We start from the raw sequence: 23,767 nt of genomic DNA, 5'->3' as shown, positions 1-23,767 counted from the left end.
GGCGGCATCGACGCTTGCCGTCGCCTTGCAGGGTCCGGCCGAGCGGCGCTCGATAATGCGGGAGGCAATCATGATGCGCCGCGCCGGCATGCCGGGCAGGCGTGGATTCTCGATGCGCTCGAGCAAGAGCCGCAGCCCGACCGCCCCGCATTCCTGCCCCTCCATCCTCACCGTCGTCAGCGCCGGCGAGATCTGCGTTGCCGGCGAGTAGTCGCCGAAACCGACGACCGAAATATCGTCGGGAATGCGGTATCCCTGACCGAGCAGTTCGGAAACCACGGTCAGCGCCAGCCCGTCATGGGCGCAGAAGAAAGCCGTCGGCCGGATGCCTTTTTCCACGAGCGCTCGGAAGGCCGCGCTGAAGCCATTCTCTTCGTCAAACTTCATAACATGAAGCGAAACGTCAGGATAACGTTCGACGACTTCGCGGGCACCGTAGTGCCGCTCTTGGCGTCCCCGCAGGCCTGGCATGCCATAGACGTAAACGATGGACCGATGGCCGAGCCCGACCAGATACTCCACCACCGCCTGCCCTGCCTCGTGGTCGGTGCCGCCGACATGGTCGATCTGTTCGAGCGCATCCACCCAGCCGAAACGCACGATGGGAACGCCGGTGGCACTCGCCGCCGCCACGGCCTCACGGGCATGCGGACCGACGAGCATCAGCCCGTCGCAAGTGCGCGCCAGTTCTTCCAACTGGCCGGAATCATGGGTCCAGCGTACGCGCAGCGTCATGCCAAGCCGATGAGCCTCGCGCTGCACACCGTTCTGCACCTGCATATAGAGCTCACTGTTGATGGCATCGAGATCGTGAAAGACGACCGCGACCTCGCCCGCACCACCCTGCCCGGCGGGCTTGGTATAGCCGAGGCGCTGCGCAGTCTCGCGGATCAGCGCGCGCGTTTCCTCGCTGACGCCGCTCTTGCCGGCAAGCGAGCGCGATACCGCATATTTCGACAGGCCGACCTCCCGCGCGATCGTCTGCAATGTAACCCGGCCCCTGCTTCCCACGTGGCACCTCGCCGTTCGATTGATGCGACGCTGGCTATATCAACCGCGCCAGTAAGGCAAATTTTCACACTAACAGAAACATAACGCTTTACCTAACAATATCCAAATGTAATCTTTTCCCGATCCAAGCCCGACAGCAAAAATAATATAAGGGCACGGATTTTTTGGAGGAGATCCCCTATGATCAAGCTGAAACGACGTGCGTTTCTGGCCGGGACGTCGGCCGCCCTGATATTGCCGGCCCTGCCGGTTTTCGCCGCTGACTTCAAGGAAGCGGATGTCCTGAAGACGAAGGTGTCGAGCGGCGCACTGCCGGCCTTGAAGGACCGGCTTCCTGAAAATCCGCTCGTCGTCAAACCAGTCGAAAGCGTCGGCAAATACGGCGGCGACTGGAACATGGCGCTGGTCGGCGGCGGGTCGCTGTCGATGCTGTTCCGCTATCAAGCCTACGAGCCGCTGCTGCGCTATACGCCCGACTGGTCTGGCGTGACGCTGAATGTCGCCGAGTCCTTTGAGGGCGACGCCGACTCCAAGGTCTATACGATCCGCCTGCGCAAGGGCATGAAATGGTCGGACGGCCATCCCTACACCACCGCCGACATCAAGTTCTGGTACGACACCGTTTTCACCGACAAGCGCGTCGCCTTTGTCGGTCAGGATCATTGGAAGTCCGGCGGCAAGCCGGCCAAGCTGGAGATCGTCGACGAGCAGACTTTTAAGGTCACCTTCGACAAGCCGAACGGCCTGTTCCCGCTGCAGGTCGCCTGGGCAAACAACGACCAGACGACGCGCACACCGAAACATTATCTCGAGCAGTTCCACATCGACTTCAATCCGAAAGCCGATGAACTCGCCAAGCAACGCGGCTTCGAAAGCTGGATCGCCTCCTTCCAGGCGGCCGCCGGTTTCCAGGACGACAACGCCTTCTTCCTGAACTCCTCGAAGAAACCCTGCGTGCATGCCTGGATGTTCACGATAGCGCCCGGCGAAAACACCGAACGCGCCGTTGCCGAACGCAATCCCTACTATTGGAAGGTCGACACCGAGGGCAATCAGCTGCCCTATATGGACCGTATCGTCTACCAGATGGTCGCCGACCCGCAGGTTCTGCTGCTGAAGGCCATGCAGGGCGAAGTCGACCTGATGGACCAGTATATCGCCACGCCGAATAACAAGTCGGTTCTCTACGATGCGCGTGAGCAGGGCGGCTATGATTTCTACACGCTGACTTCGACTGAAGCCAATGTGATGAATTTCATCTTCAACCTGAACCACAATGACGAGACCAAGCGGAAGCTCTTCCGGAACAAGGATTTCCGTGCGGCACTCTCGACAGCACTCGACCGGCAGTCGCTGATCGATGCGGTGCTCGTCGGCCAGGGGGCACCTGCCCAGGCATCGATCAAGAAGGAAGACCCGCTTTACAACGAGCAGCTCGCCACGCAGTTCACGGCCTATGACGTCGACAAGGCGAATGCCATGCTCGACCAGCTCGTGCCGAAGCGCGACGATCAGAACTTTCGCCTCGACGAAAAGGGCCGCCGCCTGACGATCATCTTCGAGATCGACCAGGCGCGCGCCGTCTTCCTCGATCTCTTCCAGCTGGTGATCCCGATGTTCCAGGCGGTCGGCATCGATGCGCAGATGCGCTCGATGGACCGTTCGCTCTGGGAGACGCGCGTCCGGCAGGGCCGCGATTTCGACGCGACCGCCCACCAGTTCGGCGCGAATGGCGGCGTCGCCGCCATGCTCGACCCGCGCTATTACGTGCCGACCGATGCCAACGCCATGTACGCCCCGGCCTGGCAACTCTGGTATCGCGATCGCGCCAATGCCAATGCCGAGGAACCGCCGGAAAGCACGAAGAACCAGCTTGCGCTCTACGACAAGCTGAAGGCGACCTCCGACGCATCAGGCCAGCGCGAGGTCATGAAGCAGATCCTGCAAGGCGCCGCCGACAATTTCTATGTCTTCGGCATCTCGCTGCCGCCCGATGGCTACGGCATCGTCAAGAACAACATGAAGAACATCACGAAGATCATGCCGAACTCCTTCGGCTGGCCGACGCCCGCTCCGACCATGCCGGAGCAGTTCTACAAGGTCTGAAGACCTTTTATCCCAGGAGCCTCGTTAGGCGCCGGCCCCTGCCGGTTGGCGCCGAGGCCCTTCTTTTGCCAATGATTGGATGAAGACGATGCTCGATGCCAGAAAACAGAACACCAATACGCTGAGGACGCCGGATTGGTTCAAGACGGCGACCCGCTGGACCCAGCTGACCTTCGTGGAAGATGATCCGGAGAAATACGACCCGGCCTTCTGGATAGATGTCTTCAAACGCACGAAATCGAACGCGGTCTGCCTCAGCGCCGGCGGCTATATCGCCTATTATCCGAGCGAAGTGCCCTACCACTATGTGAGCAAATATCTCGGCGACAAGGATATCTTCGGCGTGCTCGTCGATGCCGCCCGCAAGCTCGACATGCATGTCATGGCCCGCGTCGACCCGCATGCGATCCATGAGGATGCCGCCAAAGCCCATCCCGAATGGGTGATGATCAATGCCGATGGCACGCCGCGCCGCCACTGGGCCTATCCCGATGTCTGGGTGACCAATGCCTATGGCGACTACAACAGCGTCTTCATGCCTGAGGTGGTCAAAGAGATCGTCCGTAAATACGATATCGACGCAGTCTTCGCCAATCGTTGGCAGGGCCACGGCGTCGATTATAGCGAAGACAGCGCCCGCCGCTTCAAGGACATGTCCGGCCACGCCTTGCCTGTAAAACCCGATGCCGAGGATCCTGCCTGGCAGGCCTGGGTGCAATGGCGCCGCCGCGTGCTCACCGACATGATCGCGCAATGGGACGATGCCGTCAAAGCGATCCGCCCGCATGCGAGCTTCATTCCCAACATGGGCGGCGCTTCGCTGATGGAATTCGATCTCTCGGTCATCGCCAGGCACTGCCCCTTCCTCGTCGTCGACCATCAGGGCCGCAAGGGTCTGGAGCTCGGCTGGTCGGCTGGGCGCAACGGCAAGCGTATCCGCGCCACCTTCCCCGACCGCCCGGTCGTGCTGATCACCTCGATCGGCCCGGAGGAGGAATATCGCTGGAAGGATGCCGTCACCTCGGGCGAGGAGATGCAGCTCTGGATCAATGACGGCACCGCCCACGGTCTCTATGCCTGGTTCACCAAATTCAACGGTGTCGTGCCCGACAAACGCTGGGTCGATCCTGTAGCCGACGCATTCGGCCTGCAGGCAGCCGTCGAGCCGGTACTGGAAAGCATGAAGCCGACCGCCGAAATCGCCGTCATCGATCCCTCGACGACGCTGCGCCACTGGGCGCCGGAAGAGCGGCATTCCGCCGAGAAACCCGACCTCGGTCTCTATCACGCCCTTGTCGAAGCCCGGCTGCCCTTCGAGCTGCTCTCAGACCAGGTGCTGACCGAGGAAAACCTCGACCGCTTCAAGCTGATCATTCTCGCCAATGCCTCGTGCCTTTCGGATGCCCAGAACACCTCGATCCGCGCCTATGTCGATCGCGGCGGCAGCGTGATTGCCTCCTACGAGACGTCGTTGCGGGACGAATTCGGCAAGACGCGTGACGAGTTCGGTCTGACCGACGTGCTCGGCGCCAGATACGTCTCCGGCCCGCGCGGCATCGTCAAGAACACCTATGTCGCCCTTTCCGGCGATCACCCGATCAATCGCGGTTTCGACGGCGCCGAGCGCATCATGGGCGGCACCCGCCTGATCCACGCCGAACCCTCGGCCGATGCGAAGACTCCCTTCCTTTATATCCCTGACTTTCCCGATCTGCCGATGGAAGAGGTCTATTCGCGTGAAGAGCCGAAAGGTGCTGCCGTCATCGCCCGCGAGACTGGCAAGGGCGGACGCACGGTCTACATCCCCTGGAATATCGGCGAGATCTTCTGGGAGGTCTTTGCCGTCGATCATGCGCGGCTCATCGCCAACGCTGTCCATTGGGCACTCGGCAAGACGCCGCGTGTCACCGTCAAGGGCCAGGGCGTCATTGATCTGGCGCTGCGCGAAAACGGTGAGGGCCTGGCGCTCAGCCTCTTCAACCTCACCAACCCGATGATGATGAAAGGCCCGATCCGCGACAATTACCCTCTGGCAGCGCAGACCGTTTCGGTGGAAATTCCGGAGGGCAAGTCGGTGGCGAAGACATGGCTGGTCATTGCCGACCGCGCGGCAAGCTTCAGTGTGAAGGATGGACGCGCGCAGGTGGAGGTGCCTGGCATCGATCGGCTGGAGGTCCTGCATCTCACCTGGAAATGAGGTGACACGCGACGGAGGAGCGCTTTCGGCCTAGGGGCCGAAAGCGGGTGGATATCCGGGGGAAGCGCGTCACAGCGTTCCCGACGGGAGGAGAAACGTTTCGATGCTTGGCTATATCTTCAAGCGCGTGCTCTACATGATCCCGACCTTGTTTGGCATGTCGCTGATCTCGTTCCTGATCATCCAGCTGCCGCCGGGTGACTATCTGACGTCGATGATCGCCACGATGAGCGACAGCGGCCAGACCGTCGATCCCGCGCAGATCGAGCGGCTGAAGGAAATCTACGGCTTCGACGACCCCTTCTATGTCCAATATCTGAAATGGATCTGGGGCATCGTCAGCCGCGGCGACTTCGGCTACTCGTTCGAATGGGGCCAGCCGGTCTCCGGGCTGATCTGGGGCCGCATGGGCTCGACGCTGGTGATTTCGCTCTTGAGCCTGCTCTTCGTCTGGATCGTCGCTTTGCCAATCGGCATCTATTCCGCCGTCCGCCGCCACTCCGTCGGCGATCATGTCTTCACCTTCCTCGGCTTCATCGGCCTTGCCGTACCGAACTTCATCCTGGCGCTGACGCTGATGTACATCGCCTATAAATATCTCGGCCAGAGCGTCGGCGGGCTGATCTCGCCTGAATATGCCGAGGCGCCCTGGAGCCTCGCCAAGGCCGGCGATTTCCTCGCCCATCTCTGGATCCCGATCATCATCATCGGCGCATCGGGAACGGCAGCGATGATCCGTATCCTGCGCGCCAACCTGACCGACGAGCTGCACAAGCCCTATGTCGTCACCGCCCGCGCCAAGGGCCTGCCGGAATACAAGGTCATCCTCAAATATCCGGTCAGAATCGCGCTCAATCCCTTCGTCTCGGCAATCGGCTGGGTGCTGCCTCATCTTGTCTCCGGCGTGACGATCACCGCTATCGTGCTGAATCTTCCGACTGCCGGCCCGCTGCTTTTCCGCGCGCTGATCTCGCAGGACATGTATCTCGCCGGCAGCTTCATTCTGCTTTTGAGCGCGCTGACCCTTGTCGGCATGCTCCTGTCGGATCTGCTGCTGGCGCTGCTCGATCCGCGCATCCGGTTCAATTGAGGGGAATGCGATGAGCACGCACGAAACCTTCGGAAACCATGCTGGTCCGCTTCATACAGTTGCCGATGGCCCCTCGATCAGCCCGCTGAAACAGGGCAAGACCGTCTCGACGGCCGCGATCGGCCCCTGGCGGCTGGTCGCCGGCAAACTGATCCGTCAGAAGGTGGCGATGGTGGCCGGCGCTATCATCCTCTTCCTCTATCTGGTCGGCCTCTTTGCCGAATTCCTGGCGCCGGCTTTGCCGATGACCTCGCGGCCGCAATATACCTATGCCCCGCCACAGGGCTTCAGCTTCTTCGTCGAAAAGCCGGACGGCAGCTCGGAGTTCAACTTCCATGTGAAGGGCTACAAGGTCGAGATCGACAAGGTGGCGCTGCGCCGCACCTTCGTCGTCGACGACACCAAGGTCGTCCCGATCGGCTTCTTCGTCAAAGGCGCGGCCTACGATCTCTGGGGCCTGATCCCGATGAACCGCCACCTGATCGGCCCCCTCAACCAGAACGATCCGATGTATCTGCTCGGTGCCGACCGGCTCGGCCGCGACGTCTTCTCGCGCCTCGTCTACGGCACCCGCGTATCCATGTCGATCGGCCTCGTCGGCGTCGCCATGTCGCTGATCCTGGGCGTCGTGCTCGGCTCGATCTCCGGCTTCTACGGCGGCTGGGTGGATACGCTGATCCAGCGCGTCATCGAGGTCGTCAGCGCCATGCCGACCATCCCGCTATGGCTCGGTCTGGCGGCGGCGATCCCGCTGACATGGTCGCCGGTCAATGTCTATTTCGTCATCACGATCATCGTCTCGCTGCTCGGCTGGACCAGCTTGGCGCGGGAGGTGCGCGGCCGGTTCCTGGCGCTGCGCAGTGAGGATTTCGTCGTCGCCGCCCGGCTCGACGGATCGAGCGAAGCGCGGCTGATCTTCCGCCACATCCTGCCGTCGCTGACGAGCCACATCCTTGCGGTCGTGACACTGGCCGTGCCGACCATGATCGTCGCCGAGACCTCGCTTTCCTTCCTTGGCATCGGCCTCAAGCCGCCGGTCGTCAGTTGGGGCGTGCTGCTGCAGGACGCCCAGAACATCCGCACCGTCGCGACTGCGCCGTGGCTGTTGATCTGGCCGTCGCTCGCGGTCGTCGTCGCCGTCCTGTCCTTCAATTTCTTCGGTGACGGCCTGCGCGATGCCGCCGACCCTTATGACAATTGAGGAGGAAACTATGACTGATCTTTCAGACGACGTCGTTCTCTCCGTCGAAAACCTCTCGATCGATTTCAGGCTGCGCACCCACATCCTGCACGCCGTCGAAAATGTCAGCTTCGAGCTGAAGCGCGGTGAGACGCTGTGCCTCGTCGGCGAAAGCGGCTCCGGTAAAAGCGTCACCGCCCGCTCGCTGCTGCAGATCGTCGACAGCCCCGGCAGCATCGTTTCCGGCCGCATCCTGCTCAACAATGGCGACGCGATCACCGATATCGCCGCCTTGAAACCGTCGGATCGGGCAATGCGCGCCATCCGCGGCCGCCGCATCGGCCTGATCTTCCAGGAGCCGATGAGTTCACTGTCACCGGTCCACACCATCGGTTCGCAGATCATCGAGGCCGTTCGCCTGCACAGCAATCTCGATCATCGCGCCGCCCGCGAAAGGACCGTCGAACTGCTGCGCCAGGTCGAGATCCCGAACCCGGACAAGATGGTTGACCGCTACACCTTCGAATTCTCCGGCGGCATGCGCCAGCGCGCCATGATCGCCATGGCGCTTGCCGGCAATCCCGATATTCTCATCGCCGACGAACCGACGACGGCGCTCGACGTCACCACCCAGGCCGAAATCCTCGACCTGATCAAGCGGCTCCAGGTCGAGCGCGGCATGGCCATGCTGCTCATCACCCATGACATGGGGATCGTCGCCGAGGTGGCCGATGATGTCGCCGTCATGCGCTTCGGCCGCATCGTCGAGCGCGGACCGGTGGATGCGATCTACCATGCCGCCGAGCATCCCTATACCCGGCAGTTGCTGGCCTCAACGGTCAAGCTCACCCACCATGTCGAAGGCCGGCTGCCCGCCGTGGCACTGTCGCCGCAGGCGCCGGAGCCGATCCTGTCCGTCCGCAATCTCGGCAAGATCTACGGCTGGCACGGCAAATCAAACACGCTGCGCGCCGTCGACGACGCCAGCTTCGATCTTTATCCCGGCGAAAACCTCGGTATCGTCGGCGAAAGCGGCTCCGGCAAGACGACGCTCGGCCGGCTCATCCTGCGCACCGTCGAGCCGACATCGGGCAGCATCAGCTATCGCGGCAAGGACGGTGGCGAGATCGACGTCACGAAACTCACCAAGCGCGAACTCCGCACCTTCCACCGCGAAGTCCGCCTGGTTTTCCAGGATCCTTTCGCCTCGCTCAATCCGCGCATGACCGTCAAGGAAGTGATCGGCGATCCGCTTGTTGTCAACGGGCTGGCCAAGGGCAAGGCGCTGGAGGACCGCGTCGCCGAACTGATGCGCCTGGTCGGCCTCGACCCGATGGCCATGGAGCGTTATCCCCATGCCTTCTCCGGCGGGCAGCGCCAGCGCATCGGCATCGCCCGCGCCCTTGCGCTCGATCCGCGTATCATCATCGCCGACGAGGCGACGTCGGCACTCGACGTGTCGATCCGCAGCCAGATCCTCGATCTGCTGCTCGATATCCGCCAGCGGTTGAACCTGAGCTTCATCTTCATTTCGCACGACATTTCGGTCGTGCGTTATTTCTGTGATCGCGTCGCCGTCATGCATCGCGGCAAAATCGTCGAACTCGGCGAGGCTGAACAGATCTGCACCGCTCCCGAGGAGGCCTATACGAAGAGCCTCATCTCCGCCGTTCCCAATCCCGACCCTCGCGACAAGCGCATGCTGCACCGGCATCGTTTCGTCGCGCCTGCCAATATTTAAGGAGGATCCCGTGCCGAAATTTTCCGCCAACCTTTCCTTCCTCTACCAGGACCTGCCCTTTCTCGACCGCTTCACGGCAGCCGCAAAGGACGGCTTCGGCGCCCTCGAATATCTCGGACCCTATGCCGAACCGAAGCAGAAGGTTGCCGAGGCGCTGGAGGCGAGCGGCCTGAAACAGGCACTCTTCAACGTGCCATCAGGAGACTGGGCCGGCGGCGAGCGCGGCATCGCCTGCCTGCCGGACCGCGTAGAGGAGTTCCGCAACGGGATCGCGCAGGCGCTCGATTATGCCGCAGCGCTCGATTGCCGGCAGGTGAATGTCATCTCCGGGCTGGTGCCGAAGGGTGCGGACCTTCAAACGCTGGAAACGGTGCTGGTCGACAATCTGAAATATGCTGCAAAGCGTTGTGCCGACGCCGGCGTCAAGCTGCCGGTCGAGCCGATCAACCTGCGCGATATTCCTGGCTTCTTCCTGTCGACCACCGCTGATGCCGAACGCATTCTCGACCGGGTCGGCTCGGACAATCTCTACATCCAGTATGATTTCTACCACATGCAGATCATACAGGGCGACCTGGTCCCCACCTTCATCCGGCTGAAGGAGAGGATCGCCCATGTCCAGATCGCCGACAATCCTGGGCGCAACGAACCCGGCACTGGCGAGATCAATTACGGTTTCATCCTCTCCGAGCTTGATCGCCTCGGCTACGACGGCTGGATCGGCTGCGAGTACAAGCCGAAATCCGGCACCAGCGAAGGCCTCGGCTGGATGAAACCCTATCTGAAGTCAGCGAGGACAGCATGAACATCGGATTTATCGGACTGGGCGTCATGGGCCGCCCGTTGGCGGAACACCTGATCGACGCCAGCCACACGCTGCATCTGAGCCGCGTAAAGGAAACCTCGCAGCATCTCGTCGACAAGGGCGGCAAAGCCGCCGCCAGCGCCAGGGAGGTGGCGCACGCTTCCGACATCGTCATCCTGATGCTGCCGGATACACCGGATGTCGAGGCGGTGCTGTTCGGCGAAGAAGGCGTTGCGTCGGGGCTTACGGAAGGCAAGCTGGTTATCGACATGAGCTCGATCTCGCCGGTCGCCACCAAGGCTTTCGCCAAACGCATCGAAGCGCTCGGCTGCGATTATCTCGATGCTCCGGTCTCCGGCGGCGAGGTCGGCGCCAAGGCCGCCTCGCTGACGATCATGGTCGGCGGCAAGGAGCAGGCTTTCGAACGCGCCAAACCGCTTTTCGAGAAGATGGGCAAGAACATCACTCATGTCGGCGGCAGCGGCGACGGTCAGACGGCGAAGGTCGCCAACCAGATCATCGTCGGCCTGACGATCGAGGCGGTTGCCGAAGCGCTGCTCTTTGCCAGGAAGGCCGGCGCCGATCCGGCCAAGGTGCGCGCAGCACTGATGGGCGGCTTTGCCGCCTCGCGCATCCTCGAAGTGCATGGCGAGCGCATGGTCAAGGAGACCTTCGAGCCCGGCTTCCGCATCCGCCTGCACCGCAAGGACATGACGCTTGCCGTCGATGCCGCCCGAGCACTCGATCTGTCGCTGCCGAACACGGCCGCCACGCAACAGTTGATGAATGCCGCGATCGCCAACGGCGACGGCGAACGCGACCATTCCGCCCTCATCCGCACCCTGGAACTCCTCGCCGGAGGACCGCGCTAGATCAACGCTTTTTAGAACAGCCGGACGACATCTTCGATTGCCGACTGCCGGAGCCTTCTTTCCGGACGGCGAAGCCGTGTCCGAGCATCGACAGAGAAGGAGACGAAAATGCTCAACAAAGATATCCAGCTGCCCTACGGCGCCGTCTATTTCCGCAAGTCCAACCCGCCCCGCGAAGATTGGGAACGCGACTACACCGCCGCTGGGCAGGACGGCCTCAACATCTTCCGCCACTGGTTCATGTGGAGCGCGATCGAAACCGCCCCCGGCGTCTACGATTGGGAGGAATATGACCGTCAGATGGACCTTGCCGCCGCAAACGGCATCAAGACCGTTATCGCCGAATTGATCCATGCCGTGCCGGACTGGGCGGTGCGCAAATATGCTCATGCATTGCAGGTCAATGCCGACGGCACCAAACTCGGTTCCTATATGGGCGTCTCGTCGGCAACCGGCGGCTTCTCCAACAATGGCGGCGGCGCCGGCGCCTTGACGCTGAACTGCCCCGAAGTGAAGGAAGCCGCCGGCAAGTTCCTGACCGCGCTCGCCACCCGCTACAAGGATCATCCGGCGATCTATGGCTATGACGTCTGGAACGAGTGCAACTATTCCGCCGATGTCGATTACAGCCCCTATGCCAAATCAGCCTTTCGCAAATGGCTGGAGAAGAAGTACGGCAGCCTGAAGGTCCTGGCGAAAGCCTGGTACCGCTACAGCTATGCCGAATGGGACGATATCGAGCCGCCTGTGCACATGGCGCCCTACCCCGAATGCATCGACTGGCTGCAGTTTAAGCGCGACAATTTCTACGACCAGATGCAATGGCGCATCGACACGATCCGCGCCGTCGACGGCAAGAATGTGATCGCCGCCCACGGCATATCGGGCGCGATTCCCAACATGGCGGCCAACGGCTGCGACGACTGGCTCGCTGCCTCCAAGGTCGAGGTCTACGGCTTCACCTGGATCCAGGCCCGCAAGGGGTCGGAAGCCTGGAAGAACTGGTATGGCGTCGACATCAACCGCGCTGCCGCCCGCGGCAAGCCCTTCTGGCACGCCGAGCGCCAGGGCGGCCCACTCTGGCTGCAGCCGCAGGTGATCGGCCGCGACAAGGCGGATGGCCGCGTCGCCGAGCCCGAGGATATCCGCCTCTGGAGCATGACCTCGCTTGCCGGCGGCGCCCGCGGCGTGATCAATCTGCGCTGGCGCCCGCTGCTCGATGGCCCGCTCTTCGGCGCTTTCGGCTCCTACGGCATGGACGGCTCGCGCACGCCGCGCTCCGACATGGCAAGCGCCATGGCGAAATGGGCAAATGACAAGGCGCAAGGCCCCCTCTGGGAAGCAAAGCCCGTTCGCGGCGAGGTCGGCATCCTCGTCGTTCGCGAAACCCAGGAGTTCGATTACCTCCTGAACCACGACCGCAAGGAGAAGCCCTATCCCGAAGCCATGTGGGGCGCTTATCGTGCCTTCCTCGAAAATGGCGTGCAGCCGGACTGGGTGCATATCGACGATATCGCGGCCTATGACTTCCTTTATTTCCCCTATCCGATCATGTTCACATCTGAGCAGGCGAAACGCCTGAAAGCCTGGGTCGAAAACGGCGGCACGCTGATTGCCGAGGCATGCCCCGGCTATTTCGGCGATCGCGGCCATGTCGGCACCGTGCAGCCGAACATGGGCCTCGACGAGGTCTTCGGCGCGCGCGAGGAGGAAGTCGAATTCATGCCCGACATCGGCGACCGCATCCGTTTCGATCTCGACGGCGCGGCGGTCGACGGTGGTGGCTTCCTGCAGTCTTATCGGCTGACCGGCGGAACGGGACGCGGCCACTTCACCGACGGCCGTCTTGCCATCGTCGAAAACGCCTATGGCAAGGGCCGCACGCTGCTGATCGGCACCAATCCTTCCGTTGCCTATTACCGCACAGAGGGGAAGGCGAACGGTGCTTTCTTCGCTGAGCTCTTGAGATGGAGTGGGAAGAAGCGCCATGTGACTCTGTCGAATGCCGCACTCTTCGCCCGTATCCACGAGGGAGAAAAGGGCAGCTTCCTCTGGCTCGTCAATCCTACAAGGGCGGCGCAGAAGACCGAGGTGGCGCTCGCTCGAGGAGCGCTTGCGCAAAGCCAGGCAGTCTGGCCGATCGACCATATCGGCAATAGTGGCATCGAGGTGCCGCCGCGCGATGTGCTGATCCTGCCGCTCGATAGCTGAAATTTCAGGATGCGGATGAACTGGCGCCTTCGGCAAAGGCTTCAAGCTCGGGGTCGAAGTCGACCTCAACGACATTGTTGAAGACGGCGGTCGCCAGCATGATGCCGGCAAAGGCGACGAGATCGACGAGCACCTTGGTCTCGTAGCGCTCTTTCAGCTTTGCCCAGAGTTCGGCGGGAACAGCGTTGGAATCGGCGACGATCGCCTTACCGAAGGCGTCGAGCAGCGCTTCCTCGTCTGAGAACTCCAGCGCATCGGGATTGAAACCCTTGTTGATCAGCGCCCGGCGAAAGAAGGTGATGGCGATCTTCGATTTCGCCGCCTTCGAGATCGCATGCGAGAAGATCCAGATTGCCCGGTCACTGACAGCAGGATCGAGCTCGGCCCGCAGCGTGAACCATTCGGCATAGATACGGTGGGCGGCGGGCGAATGCAGCAGCGTCCGCTTCATGTTGGTCATCCGGCCGCGCAGCCTGACTTCCTCGTCATGCGCCGCACGAACCTCTTCCGAAGCGGTGTCATAGTCGATTTGCGGGAGGTGGCTCATCGGGTCCGTTCTTTCCTTTGTGCGCAGAAGCTATCGGGCCGAGACGTTATGCGGCTGCGCAGCGGCAAATCCGCTTGGCCACCGCCCGGCTCAAGCCTAGACTGATCAAATCGAAGCTGGAGGCAAGGCATGAGCGACCACCACGAGCATCATCATGTCGACTGGCGGGAACATGGCGTCAAGGTCATTCCCGGCAATTCGCTCGATCCTAACACCGCGCAGACGCCGGGCATGAACCGTGCGACCGCGATCAACAATGCGCGCGCCGGGGCCGAGAAGATCTGGGCCGGCACGGTGACGATCCATGCCAACGCCAAGACTGGCGCCCATCACCATGGCGATCTCGAAAGCATCATCTACGTGGTCAAGGGCAAGGCCCGCATGCGCTGGGGCGAGCATCTGGAATATACCGCCGAGGCCGGCCCCGGCGACTTCATCTATGTTCCGCCCTATGTGCCGCATCAGGAGATCAACGCCAGCCGCGACGAGACGCTGGAATGCGTTCTCGTCCGCTCAGGCCAGGAACCGGTCGTCGTCAACCTCGACATCGAGCCGGTCGAAAAGCCGGAGGACGTCGCGTGGATCGACCCGATCCACCGTTAGAGCAATTCGCCTTCGAGCAAGCGGCTGACATCCTCAGCCGCCAAACGCTCTGCCGAGATCATCGCAGGCTGCTTCAGGCGTGAACGGCACCTGCACCTGCTGTAACCGGGTTCTCGATGATCCGGCCGGTATCGGCGGCATAGAGGTGGATCTGGTCGTAATCGATCGCGATGCCGATCGGATCGCCCGACTTCACCTTCACGGTCTCAGTCAGCGCCACGGCAAAGGGCAGTCCATCGAAATCGGCGTGGACGATGCGGCTTGCGCCGAGCTCTTCGATGAAATCAGCCGTTGCGACAAGGGCACCGGGCGCATCCGGGGCCACCAGCCGGGCGGCCTCGGCGCGCATGCCGAGCACGACGCGTTTGCCTTTCAGCGGTGCGCCGCGCTCGCGCGGCAGCGCGACCTTGCGGCTTTGATCGTAGACGAAGACGCCCTCATCATTGATCGTGCCCTCGAGCAGGTTCATCGCCGGCGTGCCGACGAAGCCCGCGACGAAGCGCGAGACCGGATGATGATAGACCTCCTCCGGCGTGCCGACCTGCTCCACCCTGCCGCCGTTCATCACCACCAGCCGGTCGGCCAGCGTCATCGCCTCGGTCTGGTCATGCGTGACGAAGATCGACGTGGCGCCGAGGCGGCGGTGCAGGCGGCGGATTTCGGCGCGCATGGCGATACGCAGCTTAGCGTCGAGGTTCGACAGCGGCTCGTCGAAGAGAAACACCTTCGGTTCGCGGATCATCGCGCGGCCCATGGCGACGCGCTGGCGCTGACCGCCGGAAAGAGCGGCGGGCCGGCGTTCAAGGAAGGGTTCGAGGCTGAGCGCCTTGGCGACCTCGCCGATGCGCCGCTGACGCTCCGCCTTCGAAACGCCGGCCACCTTCAATGCGTAGCCGATATTCTCGGCAACGCTCATATGCGGATAAAGCGCATAGTTTTGGAACACCATCGCACAGCCGCGCTCGCGTGGCTCCAACTGGTTGACGATGCGCCCGTCAATGGCGATTTCACCGCCGGTGATTTCCTCGAGGCCGGCGATCATGCGCAGCAGCGTGGACTTGCCGCAGCCGGACGGGCCGAGGATGACGATGAACTCGCCCGACTGAATGTCGAGATCGACGCCGTGAACAACGGGGGTCTTGCCGTAGTTTTTCTTCACGCCACGAATGGAGATCGGTGCCAAGGGAGTACTCCTTCACTTCTCGGTGGAGATAAGGCCGCGTACGAACCAGCGCTGCATCAGAATGACGAGGATCAATGGCGGCGACATGATGATCAGGGTTCCGGCCATGGCGACGTTCCAGTCGGGCAGGCCGAATTCGGACGGGATGAGGGTCTTGAGCTGCGTCACAGCGATGCCGAAATTCGGATCGGTGGTAATCAGCAGCGGCCAAAGATACTGGTTCCAGGCCCAGACGAACATGATGGTGAAGAGCGCGATCATATTTGGGCGCGAAAGCGGCAGCAGAATGTCCCAGAAAAACCGGACCGGGCCCGATCCGTCCATCTTCGAAGCCTCGGCAAGCTCGTCCGGAACCGTCAGGTAGAACTGCCGGTAGAGGAAGGTGCCGGTCGCGGTTGCAACCAGCGGCAGAACGAGACCGGGGTAGGAATTCAGCAGGCCCCATTCGAGCTTAATCTGGATCCCGGTGATCTGCGCGACGAGCCAGCTCATGCCGGTAATGTCCAGGATCGTCTGGAAAGGCTGCAGCGCGTTGGCCGCGATCGAATAGGTCGGCACGATGCGGACTTCCAGCGGCAGCATCAACGTGATGAAGATGATCCAGAAAATCACATACCGGCCGCGGAAGCGGAAGTAGACGATCGAGAAGGCTGCCATGGAAGACAGCATGACCTTGCCGGCGCCGACGGTTGCGGCGAAGATGATGCTGTGGAACAGCTTGTTGCCGAGATCGGCGCGAACCCAGGCGGTCTGCGCGTTTTCCCAGAAATGCGAGCCCGGCATCAGCGGTAGCGGCACGCGATTGACCGTCTCCAGATCAAGCGTCGAGGCGATGATAACAATGGCGAAAGGCAGAAGCGCGATCACCATGCCAAGCGCGAGAAGCGTATAACAGATGAAGTTGAATATCGGCGTGCGTTCGATCATGTCCGCGACCTCACTTGTAGTGCACGCGCCGCTCGATGAAGCGGAACTGGAAGATGGTGAGCAGGACAACGAGCACCATCAGAATGATGGACTGCGCTGCAGCGCCCGAATAGTCGAGACCTCTGAAGCCGTCGAAATAGATCTTGTAGACCATGAGTTCGGTGGCGCGCGCCGGGCCGCCCTGCGTCATGACGTCGACGATACCGAAGGAATCCTGGAAACTCTCGGTGATGTTGATGACGAGCAGGAAGAACAGCGTCGGCGTCAGCAGGGGCAGCTGGATATCCCAGATCCGGCGCATCGGCCCCGAACCGTCCATTGCGGCGGCCTCGATCAGCGAGCGCGGAATGCCTTGCAGCGCCGAGAGGAAGAAGATGAAGTTGTAGCCGATATATTTCCAGGAGAAGGCGACGATGACCGCGATCATCGCGTCCTTGCCGTCGAGTGCGGGGTTCCAGAGGCCGGGCCAGACGTGGTTGATGACAGACAGAAGGCCGGCCTCCGGCGCCAGGATGAAGCGGAAGGCGAGGCCGAGAGCGGGAGCAGCAATCGCGTAGGGCCAGATGAAGACTGACCGGTAGACCTTGTGGCCGCGCAGTTCACGATCCGTCAAAAGCGCCAGGATCAGCGCCAGACCCATGGCAATGGCAGTCGAGCTGAAGCCGAAGATCATGCTGCGGGTAATCGAGTCCCAATAGATCGGATCGGTGAGCAGCTGTCTGAAATTGTCGAAACCGACCCAGGCATTACCGCCGCCCCATGGCTGCTCGAGCGTGAACGCCCAATAGAGCGCCTGCGCGCTCGGCCAATAGAAGAAGACGAAGATCAGCAACAGCATCGGAAATGCGAAGAGCAGTCCGATCGTCGTTGAGGAGAAAGTGACGCGCTTTTCCATGGGTGGTCGTTTTCGTCCTGGTTTGGTTTAAAGCATGTCGCGCAAAAGTGTGCAGCGGTTTTGCGGTAACGACATGCGTCAAAATAAAGATCTAAAGCGCGACGGGCGCGCTTTAGGCGCGGGCGGCGAGTTCCCATCCGCGGCCGACTGAAGAACTTACAAAAACGCACCCGGCACGCGAAACGCGGGCCGGGTGCGGCTTATATCAAACGATCATGGGAGCTGAACGTTCTTGTAGGTCTGCTGGAAGCGGCGCAGCAGCGTATTGCCGCGTTCGGCAGCGCTGTCGAGCGAAGCCTGGACATCGGCATTGTTGACGAAGATTGCCTGCAGACCATTGGCGATTTCGGTGCGGACCTGCAGCAGGCCACCGAGGCGGATGCCATGCGGAGCCGCATCGTCAGCAGGCGATGCGGTCAGGCTCTGAATGGCGAGTTCGCGGCCAGCATAAGGAGCCTTGTCGTAAAAGCCCTGCTTCTTCAGATATTCGAAGCCGGAGTTACGAACCGGGATGTAGCCGGTAACGGTCGACCAGGTAAGAGCTTCTTCCGGCTTTGCAATGAAGTTGAAGAAGGCAGCGGCAGCCTTGTATTCGGCATCGGAATGACCCTTCAGAACCCAGAGCGAAGCGCCGCCGACGTAAGAGCTGTGACGGCTTGCATCGCCGTAGGTCGGGAGCATGGCAACATCCCAGTTCATGCCCTGCTTGGCGGTGCGGCCGACGTTGCCGTGATCGCCGACCGAGGTCAGGATGACCTGGCAATCGCTAGCGGCAAAGGCTTCGACGAAGGTCTGGCCCACAGCCTTGTTCTTGATGACGACAAGCTTGTTGTCGTACCAGGACTTGAGGTCCTTGATGTAGCTGACGAGAAGCGGGTTCTTGTTGAACACCAACTCGGCGTCGAGACCTTCAAAGCCGTTCTTCTTCGTGGCGATGGCTTCGCCGTTGACGGCTTCGAACTGCTCGATGTACTGCCAGACTTCGTTGTTGGAGATGTCAAAGCCGAGCGGGCAAGCATAGCCTGCATCCTTCAGAGCCTTGAGGTCCTCGCCTGCTTCCTTCCAGGTTGCCGGAGCATGATCCTTGCCGATCTTGGCGAAGGCGTCCTTGTTCCAGTAGAGAAGAGCGGTCGAGGAGTTGAAGGGGAAGGAGTACATCTCGCCCTTCGATGTCGCGTAGTAGCCGGAGATACCGGAGAAGTAGTCCTTCCAATCGACGGTATAGCCCATGTCGCTCATCAGCTTGTTGGCCGGGTAGTAGGCGCCGGAGAGCATGATGTCGAGGGTGCCGGCGTCGGAGACCTGGGCGATGGTCGGCTGCTTGCCGGCGCGGAAGGCAGCGATAGTGTTCTGCAGGGACGCGTCGTAGCTGCCCTGGCTGGTGCAGACGACTTCGTAGTCGGCCTGCGACTGGTTGAAGCGATCGCACTGCTCCTGGACACGCTTTGCGATGTCACCGGAATTGCCGAACCAGAAGTCAATCTTGGTCTTATCGGCGGCGGCAGCGGGACCAGCAAGAAACGCTGTAGCGAGAAGGGCGCCAACGGCGCCGAGAAGCTTGGCTTGCATGAGAACCTCGAACGTAAAAGGGACGCGCACTTTCAGCGCACGCCCTATTAGCTGGTTCAAATTGCGTCTACCAATGAAGATTACATGACATGAAATGATCGAAACCTAGTTGTCACAAAACCTTCATACAATTGTTATTCGCCAATCTCGGGGAAATATTTACAGAAATTTCGTCGATTGCTTCAGCATGCTGTCAATAAATTACACCTGTATTCGGCAAAATGGATACTCTGGGGGTACTTAATATTTATTTATATTACGACGGAGTGCGGTTATTCGCCTGCTCCGCTGCAACGAAACTTGCAAAACCACTGACATTTTTGCCGTTGCACTGGTGTGCAACCTGAGGATTTAAGCCTCAGGATTGAAGGGAATCCTTCAGGATCGCCGCAAAACGCGGATCGAATGCACGGCTGATCGGTCCGGCGGCAGCACCAAGCGCCACCGACCAGGGATCGGCCATGCCGGGCTGCAGGCGCGGCAGCGTCCGGCCGCGACGTTCGGCGATCGAGGGCAGCAACGGGCCGATTGCCGCAATCAACCTGTTCACCAGCGCCTCCGGCGCGCTGCCGCAGAGGATCACCGTCTGCGGATCGAACAGCGTCTCAAGGAGATGGATGCTCCAGCGCAGATCCACTGCGGCCGCCTCGACCCAGGCGTGGATGCTTTGATCGCCCCTTAAGGCAAGATCGTTGATCCTTGCATAAAGGCCGGGATCGGCGGGATCGATCGACAGATGCTGGTAGAGCGAGGCGAGCGAAGCACGATGCTCGAGCGGCGTCGATTTGCCGTCGGCAAACAGCAGTGCCATGCCGATCTCGCCGGCATTGCCGTTGGCGCCGCGGTATAGCTCGCCATTCAGGATGAGGCCGGCGCCGATGCCATAACCGACGAAGAGGCAGACGGCATGGTCGATGCCGTGGGCAGCTCCCACCATGCGCTCGGCGGTCGCCGCCGCCGCCGCATCGTTCTGCAGGCCGACATTGAGCCCGGTGCCGGCGGTCAGCGTTTCCAACAACGGAAATTTTTGCCAGGCCTCCATCATCCACGGATCGTCGCCGCTGCCGGCAACCCCGAAAGGCCCCGGCATGGCGGCACCCAGGCCGACCAGCCGCTTTTCCGATTGCTCAACGATCCCGGCAAGCTTTGACCGCACGCCGGCGACGAGATCGAGAATGACCTTCGCCCCTGTCGTCGGACCTCCGGGCGGAAGGCCGGCCTCATCACGCACGAGAACGCTGCCGACGAGATCCACGGCGACCGCCCGCGTCACATGCCGATCGATCTGCAGGCCGATCGCAAAGGCGCCTTCGGGCACGAGACGATAGGGTGTCGACGGCTGCCCCCTGCCCCTCCTCACCGCCTCTTGCGAACTGACGAGACCGTCGCGCTCGAGTTCCTCGATGATATTGGACACCGTCTGTTTGGTCAGCCGCGTCGCCCGTGCCAGATCGGCGCGTGAAAGCGCACCGTTGATCCTCAGGGCATCGATCATCACGCGCCGGTTATGCGCGCTGGTGCCTTCGTGATTGGTGCCGCTCTTGGCCCGGATCGGGCGGCTGTCATTCATGTGCAATTCCCTCTTGACTCCAATAGAATGTTGAAGAAGTAATAAGTCAAGACATTTGACTTAATGAGGAACCGGAGAGTTCCAGGGAACGCAGGGGCCTAACAAGGGCTCCGACGACGCTCCGAGACGACGAACCGGCACGTTTTCGCGCGTGCCTTCTCGAACGCCGATGGCGGAGGACCGCCCTCGGCAATGCGTAAATGTCAAAAACTGGAGGCTGCAATGCTGAAATCCTTTAACAAGACGCTTCTGGGTGCGGCCTTGATCGGCGCATCCCTTGCGCCGCACGCTTTCGCCGAAACGACGCTGAACGCGCTTTTCATGGCGCAGGCCGCCTATAGCGAGGCCGATGTGCGCGCCATGACCGACGCCTTCGCCAAGGCGAACCCCGATATCAAGGTCAATCTCGAATTCGTTCCCTATGAAGGCCTGCACGACAAGACAGTGCTGGCGCAGGGTTCCGGCAGCGGCTACGACGTCGTCCTCTTCGACGTCATCTGGCCGGCCGAATACGCCACCAACAAAGTGCTGGTCGACGTCTCCTCGCGCCTCACCGACGAGATGAAGAAGGGCGTGCTGCCGGGTGCCTGGACCACCGTGCAATATGACGGCAAATATTACGGCATGCCGTGGATCCTCGACACCAAATACCTGTTCTACAACAAGGAAATCCTCGAAAAGGCTGGCATCAAGGCTCCGCCCAAGACCTGGGACGAGCTGACCGAGCAGGCAAAGACGATCAAGGACAAAGGCCTGCTCGCGACGCCGATCGCCTGGAGCTGGTCGCAGGCCGAAGCCGCGATCTGCGACTACACCACGCTCGTCAGCGCCTATGGCGGCGATTTCCTGAAAGACGGCAAGCCGGCCTTCCAGACCGGCGGCGGCCTCGATGCGCTGAAATACATGGTTTCCAGCTATTCCTCGGGCCTCACCAATCCGAACTCCAAGGAATTCCTCGAAGAGGACGTCCGCAAGGTCTTCGAAAACGGCGATGCCGCCTTCGCGCTGAACTGGACCTACATGTACAACATGGCCAACAATCCGAAGGACAGCAAGGTCGCGGGCAAGGTCGGCGTCGTGCCGGCGCCGGGTATTGCCGGCAAGAGCGAGGCTTCGGCCGTCAACGGCTCGATGGGTCTCGGCATCACCTCAGCCAGCCAGCATCCTGATGAGGCCTGGAAATACATCACCTTCATGACCTCGCAGGCGACGCAGAATGCCTATGCCAAGCTCAGCCTGCCGATCTGGGCATCCTCCTACGAGGATCCGGCCGTCACCAAGGGACAGGAAGAGCTGATCTCCGCCGCCAAGATCGGCCTTGCCGCCATGTATCCGCGCCCGACGACGCCGAAATATCAGGAGCTTTCGACCGCGCTGCAGCAGGCGATCCAGGAAGCGCTGCTTGGCCAGTCCTCGCCCGAGGACGCGCTGAAGTCGGCCGCCGACAATAGCGGCCTCTGATCAAGCATGAAATCCCGGGCGGCGCCTGCCGTCGCCCGGTCTCCAGAACCTATGAAGAATAAGGGTCGCCTCGATGTCGAGCACTTGGCTGACAACGCGCGCATGGCTTTTGATGCTGCCGCTTCTCGTGGTCATGATATCAGTCATCGGCTGGCCTCTGATCGATACCGTCGGCCTCTCCTTCACCGACGCCAAGCTGGTCGGCACCGAAGGCAGCTTCGTCGGCATCGACAATTACGTGAAGATGATCTCCGGTTCGAATTTCCAGCGCACGCTCGTCACCACCGCATGGTTCGCGATCGTCTCGGTCGCCGCCGAAATGGTGATCGGCGTGCTCGCCGCTCTGCTGCTGAACCAGCAATTCCGCGGTCGCACCGCGCTTCGCGCCCTGATGATCCTGCCCTGGGCGCTGCCGACCGTCGTCAACGCCACGCTCTGGCGGCTGATCTACAATCCGGAATACGGCGCGCTGAACGCCGCTCTGACCCAACTCGGCCTGCTAGAGGCCTACCGCTCCTGGCTCGGCGAACCGGGCACGGCGCTCGCGGCCCTCATCGTCGCCGATTGCTGGAAAAATTTTCCGCTGGTGGCGCTGATCGCGCTGGCCGCGCTCCAGGCCGTGCCGCGCGACATCACCGCCGCCTCGCTGGTCGACGGCGCCGGCGCTTTCGCCCGTTTCCGCTTCGTCATCTTGCCCTATCTCGCCGGTCCATTGATGGTGGCCCTGGTGCTGCGCACGATCGAGGCCTTCAAAGTGTTCGACATCATCTGGGTCATGACCCGCGGCGGCCCGGCCAACAGCACGCGCACACTGTCGATCCTGGTCTATCAGGAAGCCTTCTCCTTCCAGCGGGCGGGCTCCGGCGCCTCGCTGGCATTGATTGTCACGTTGCTGGTGACGCTGCTTGCTGCCGGCTACGCCGCTCTGGTGCGCAAGACGGCGGGGAGTGCTGCCTGATGGAACGCCAGAGCCCGCTCTTTTCCACCTTCATATATGTCTGCGCGCTGCTGCTTGCCGCCGTCATCCTCGCGCCGATCCTGTGGCTGTTCATCATGAGCATCTCGCCGGCCGCCGACCTTGCGGCAAAGCCGCTGCGTTGGTGGCCGCAGACGGCGGATTTCTCGCGCTACGGCGTGCTGCTCTCGACGCTCGAAAACAGCGCCGGCGCCGCCTTCACCTCGTCGCTGCGCAACAGCATCGAGGTGGCGGGCATGGCGACGATCGCCGCCATCGTGCTCGCCATACCGGCCGGCTGGGCCGTGTCGCGCACGCCTGCTGTGGGATGGTCGCTGTCGATGGTCATCGCCACCTATATGCTGCCGCCGGTGGCGCTCGCCGTGCCGCTTTACATGGGCCTTTCCTATCTCGGCATGCTGAACAACGTCTTCGGTCTCGCCCTCGTCTATCTCACCATCCTTGCGCCCTTCACCACTTGGCTGATGAAGTCGGGCTTCGATTCCATCCCGAGGGAGATCGAATCCGCCGCGATGATCGACGGCGCCGGCCTGTTCCAGACGCTCAGGATCATCACGCTGCCGCTCGCCGCCCCCGTGGTCGCGACGTCCAGCCTCTTTGCCTTCCTGCTTGCCTGGGATGAATTCTTCTATGCGCTGCTCTTCACTTCCGACCAGCGCGCCAAGACGCTGACCGTCGCCATTGCCGATCTCGCCGGCGGCCGCGTTTCCGATTACGGACTGATCGCGACGGCAGGTGTGCTCGCCGCCCTGCCCCCGGTGCTGATCGGTCTCGTCATGCAACGCGCCCTGATTTCGGGGCTCACCAGCGGCGGCGTCAAGGG

General features: G+C 61.7%; 19 protein-coding genes. 12 read left to right on the top strand and 7 right to left on the bottom strand.

The genetic code is table 11. The features are described from left to right. Nucleotides 1–1,011 (bottom strand): LacI family DNA-binding transcriptional regulator (locus FY112_RS13010; protein WP_151518537.1); only part of this gene is annotated, 1,011 nt, incomplete at its 3' end. 180 nt (nucleotides 1,012–1,191) lie between these two features. On the opposite strand from FY112_RS13010, the gene FY112_RS13005 reads away from it, so the two are divergent. From FY112_RS13005 to FY112_RS12970, 8 genes are all read left to right on the top strand, one after another. Beyond that, nucleotides 1,192–3,117: an ABC transporter substrate-binding protein gene (locus FY112_RS13005; protein ID WP_131710026.1), complete on the top strand. Its 1,926-nt coding sequence runs from the start codon at nucleotides 1,192–1,194 to the stop codon at nucleotides 3,115–3,117. Nucleotides 3,118–3,205: 88 nt separating this feature from the next. After that, complete coding sequence (locus FY112_RS13000) at nucleotides 3,206–5,314, top strand: alpha-amylase family protein (RefSeq protein ID WP_151518536.1); 2,109 nt, start codon at nucleotides 3,206–3,208, stop codon at nucleotides 5,312–5,314. Nucleotides 5,315–5,417: 103 nt separating this feature from the next. Then, nucleotides 5,418–6,404 (top strand): ABC transporter permease, encoded by a 987-nt coding sequence (locus tag FY112_RS12995; RefSeq protein ID WP_017961797.1) that lies wholly within the window; start codon nucleotides 5,418–5,420, stop codon nucleotides 6,402–6,404. Nucleotides 6,405–6,414: 10 nt separating this feature from the next. Beyond that, complete coding sequence (locus FY112_RS12990; RefSeq protein WP_017961798.1) at nucleotides 6,415–7,605, top strand: ABC transporter permease; 1,191 nt, start codon at nucleotides 6,415–6,417, stop codon at nucleotides 7,603–7,605. 10 nt (nucleotides 7,606–7,615) lie between these two features. Further along, nucleotides 7,616–9,325 (top strand): ABC transporter ATP-binding protein, encoded by a 1,710-nt coding sequence (locus FY112_RS12985; protein WP_151518535.1) that lies wholly within the window; start codon nucleotides 7,616–7,618, stop codon nucleotides 9,323–9,325. 10 nt (nucleotides 9,326–9,335) lie between these two features. Continuing rightward, nucleotides 9,336–10,130, top strand: coding sequence for a 2-oxo-tetronate isomerase (gene otnI, locus FY112_RS12980; protein WP_151518534.1), 795 nt, complete (start codon nucleotides 9,336–9,338; stop codon nucleotides 10,128–10,130). Continuing rightward, on the top strand, nucleotides 10,127–11,002 hold the full coding sequence (locus tag FY112_RS12975) for a 2-hydroxy-3-oxopropionate reductase (protein ID WP_151518533.1): 876 nt from the start codon (nucleotides 10,127–10,129) through the stop codon (nucleotides 11,000–11,002). Before otnI ends, FY112_RS12975 begins: the two co-directional genes overlap by 4 nt. A gap of 108 nt (nucleotides 11,003–11,110) precedes the next feature. After that, a complete protein-coding gene (locus FY112_RS12970) occupies nucleotides 11,111–13,213 on the top strand; it encodes a beta-galactosidase (protein WP_017961802.1) in 2,103 nt (700 codons plus the stop codon). A 4-nt stretch (nucleotides 13,214–13,217) separates the two neighbouring features. Here the strand turns inward: FY112_RS12970 and FY112_RS12965 are convergent, their stop codons facing one another. After that, complete coding sequence (locus tag FY112_RS12965) at nucleotides 13,218–13,760, bottom strand: hypothetical protein (protein WP_017961803.1); 543 nt, start codon at nucleotides 13,758–13,760, stop codon at nucleotides 13,218–13,220. Nucleotides 13,761–13,889: 129 nt separating this feature from the next. Between FY112_RS12965 and FY112_RS12960 the strand changes: the two genes are divergently transcribed. Beyond that, entirely contained in the window at nucleotides 13,890–14,363 is a 474-nt protein-coding gene (locus FY112_RS12960) for a cupin domain-containing protein (RefSeq protein WP_017961804.1), read from the top strand. A 73-nt stretch (nucleotides 14,364–14,436) separates the two neighbouring features. Here the strand turns inward: FY112_RS12960 and FY112_RS12955 are convergent, their stop codons facing one another. From FY112_RS12955 to FY112_RS12935, 5 genes are all read right to left on the bottom strand, one after another. Beyond that, complete coding sequence (locus FY112_RS12955) at nucleotides 14,437–15,546, bottom strand: sn-glycerol-3-phosphate import ATP-binding protein UgpC (protein WP_151518532.1); 1,110 nt, start codon at nucleotides 15,544–15,546, stop codon at nucleotides 14,437–14,439. Between the two features lie 12 nt (nucleotides 15,547–15,558). Next, nucleotides 15,559–16,473 (bottom strand): ABC transporter permease subunit, encoded by a 915-nt coding sequence (locus tag FY112_RS12950; protein WP_017961806.1) that lies wholly within the window; start codon nucleotides 16,471–16,473, stop codon nucleotides 15,559–15,561. Between the two features lie 10 nt (nucleotides 16,474–16,483). Next, a complete protein-coding gene (locus FY112_RS12945) occupies nucleotides 16,484–17,368 on the bottom strand; it encodes a sugar ABC transporter permease (RefSeq protein WP_018446921.1) in 885 nt (294 codons plus the stop codon). A gap of 213 nt (nucleotides 17,369–17,581) precedes the next feature. Beyond that, nucleotides 17,582–18,937 carry an extracellular solute-binding protein gene (locus FY112_RS12940; protein ID WP_151518531.1) on the bottom strand — a complete coding sequence of 452 codons (1,356 nt, stop codon included), beginning with the start codon at nucleotides 18,935–18,937 and terminating at the stop codon, nucleotides 17,582–17,584. Nucleotides 18,938–19,295: 358 nt separating this feature from the next. Beyond that, nucleotides 19,296–20,507: an ROK family transcriptional regulator gene (locus FY112_RS12935; protein WP_131710016.1), complete on the bottom strand. Its 1,212-nt coding sequence runs from the start codon at nucleotides 20,505–20,507 to the stop codon at nucleotides 19,296–19,298. A gap of 222 nt (nucleotides 20,508–20,729) precedes the next feature. On the opposite strand from FY112_RS12935, the gene FY112_RS12930 reads away from it, so the two are divergent. The 3 genes from FY112_RS12930 to FY112_RS12920 form a co-directional block, all read left to right on the top strand. Continuing rightward, nucleotides 20,730–21,968 carry an extracellular solute-binding protein gene (locus tag FY112_RS12930; protein WP_151518530.1) on the top strand — a complete coding sequence of 413 codons (1,239 nt, stop codon included), beginning with the start codon at nucleotides 20,730–20,732 and terminating at the stop codon, nucleotides 21,966–21,968. A 73-nt stretch (nucleotides 21,969–22,041) separates the two neighbouring features. Then, nucleotides 22,042–22,926, top strand: coding sequence for a sugar ABC transporter permease (locus tag FY112_RS12925; protein ID WP_132613895.1), 885 nt, complete (start codon nucleotides 22,042–22,044; stop codon nucleotides 22,924–22,926). After that, nucleotides 22,926–23,767 (top strand): carbohydrate ABC transporter permease (locus FY112_RS12920; protein ID WP_151518529.1); only part of this gene is annotated, 842 nt, incomplete at its 3' end. The genes FY112_RS12925 and FY112_RS12920, both read left to right, overlap by 1 nt.

Source organism: Rhizobium sp. PEPV16 (assembly GCF_008919455.1).
GTDB lineage: Bacteria > Pseudomonadota > Alphaproteobacteria > Rhizobiales > Rhizobiaceae > Rhizobium > Rhizobium leguminosarum_Q.
The sequence above is the reverse complement of the archived record's forward strand: the minus strand, read 5'-3'. Positions and strand labels throughout refer to the sequence as shown.

Coding starts and splice junctions, on each gene's coding strand:
- FY112_RS13005 (WP_131710026.1), top strand. CDS start 1,192: ATGATCAAGCTGAAACGACGTGCGTTTCTGGCCGGGACGTCGGCCGCC.
- FY112_RS13000 (WP_151518536.1), top strand. CDS start 3,206: ATGCTCGATGCCAGAAAACAGAACACCAATACGCTGAGGACGCCGGAT.
- FY112_RS12995 (WP_017961797.1), top strand. CDS start 5,418: ATGCTTGGCTATATCTTCAAGCGCGTGCTCTACATGATCCCGACCTTG.
- FY112_RS12990 (WP_017961798.1), top strand. CDS start 6,415: ATGAGCACGCACGAAACCTTCGGAAACCATGCTGGTCCGCTTCATACA.
- FY112_RS12985 (WP_151518535.1), top strand. CDS start 7,616: ATGACTGATCTTTCAGACGACGTCGTTCTCTCCGTCGAAAACCTCTCG.
- FY112_RS12975 (WP_151518533.1), top strand. CDS start 10,127: ATGAACATCGGATTTATCGGACTGGGCGTCATGGGCCGCCCGTTGGCG.
- FY112_RS12970 (WP_017961802.1), top strand. CDS start 11,111: ATGCTCAACAAAGATATCCAGCTGCCCTACGGCGCCGTCTATTTCCGC.
- FY112_RS12965 (WP_017961803.1), bottom strand. CDS start 13,760: ATGAGCCACCTCCCGCAAATCGACTATGACACCGCTTCGGAAGAGGTT.
- FY112_RS12960 (WP_017961804.1), top strand. CDS start 13,890: ATGAGCGACCACCACGAGCATCATCATGTCGACTGGCGGGAACATGGC.
- FY112_RS12950 (WP_017961806.1), bottom strand. CDS start 16,473: ATGATCGAACGCACGCCGATATTCAACTTCATCTGTTATACGCTTCTC.
- FY112_RS12945 (WP_018446921.1), bottom strand. CDS start 17,368: ATGGAAAAGCGCGTCACTTTCTCCTCAACGACGATCGGACTGCTCTTC.
- FY112_RS12940 (WP_151518531.1), bottom strand. CDS start 18,937: ATGCAAGCCAAGCTTCTCGGCGCCGTTGGCGCCCTTCTCGCTACAGCG.
- FY112_RS12935 (WP_131710016.1), bottom strand. CDS start 20,507: ATGAATGACAGCCGCCCGATCCGGGCCAAGAGCGGCACCAATCACGAA.
- FY112_RS12930 (WP_151518530.1), top strand. CDS start 20,730: ATGCTGAAATCCTTTAACAAGACGCTTCTGGGTGCGGCCTTGATCGGC.
- FY112_RS12925 (WP_132613895.1), top strand. CDS start 22,042: ATGTCGAGCACTTGGCTGACAACGCGCGCATGGCTTTTGATGCTGCCG.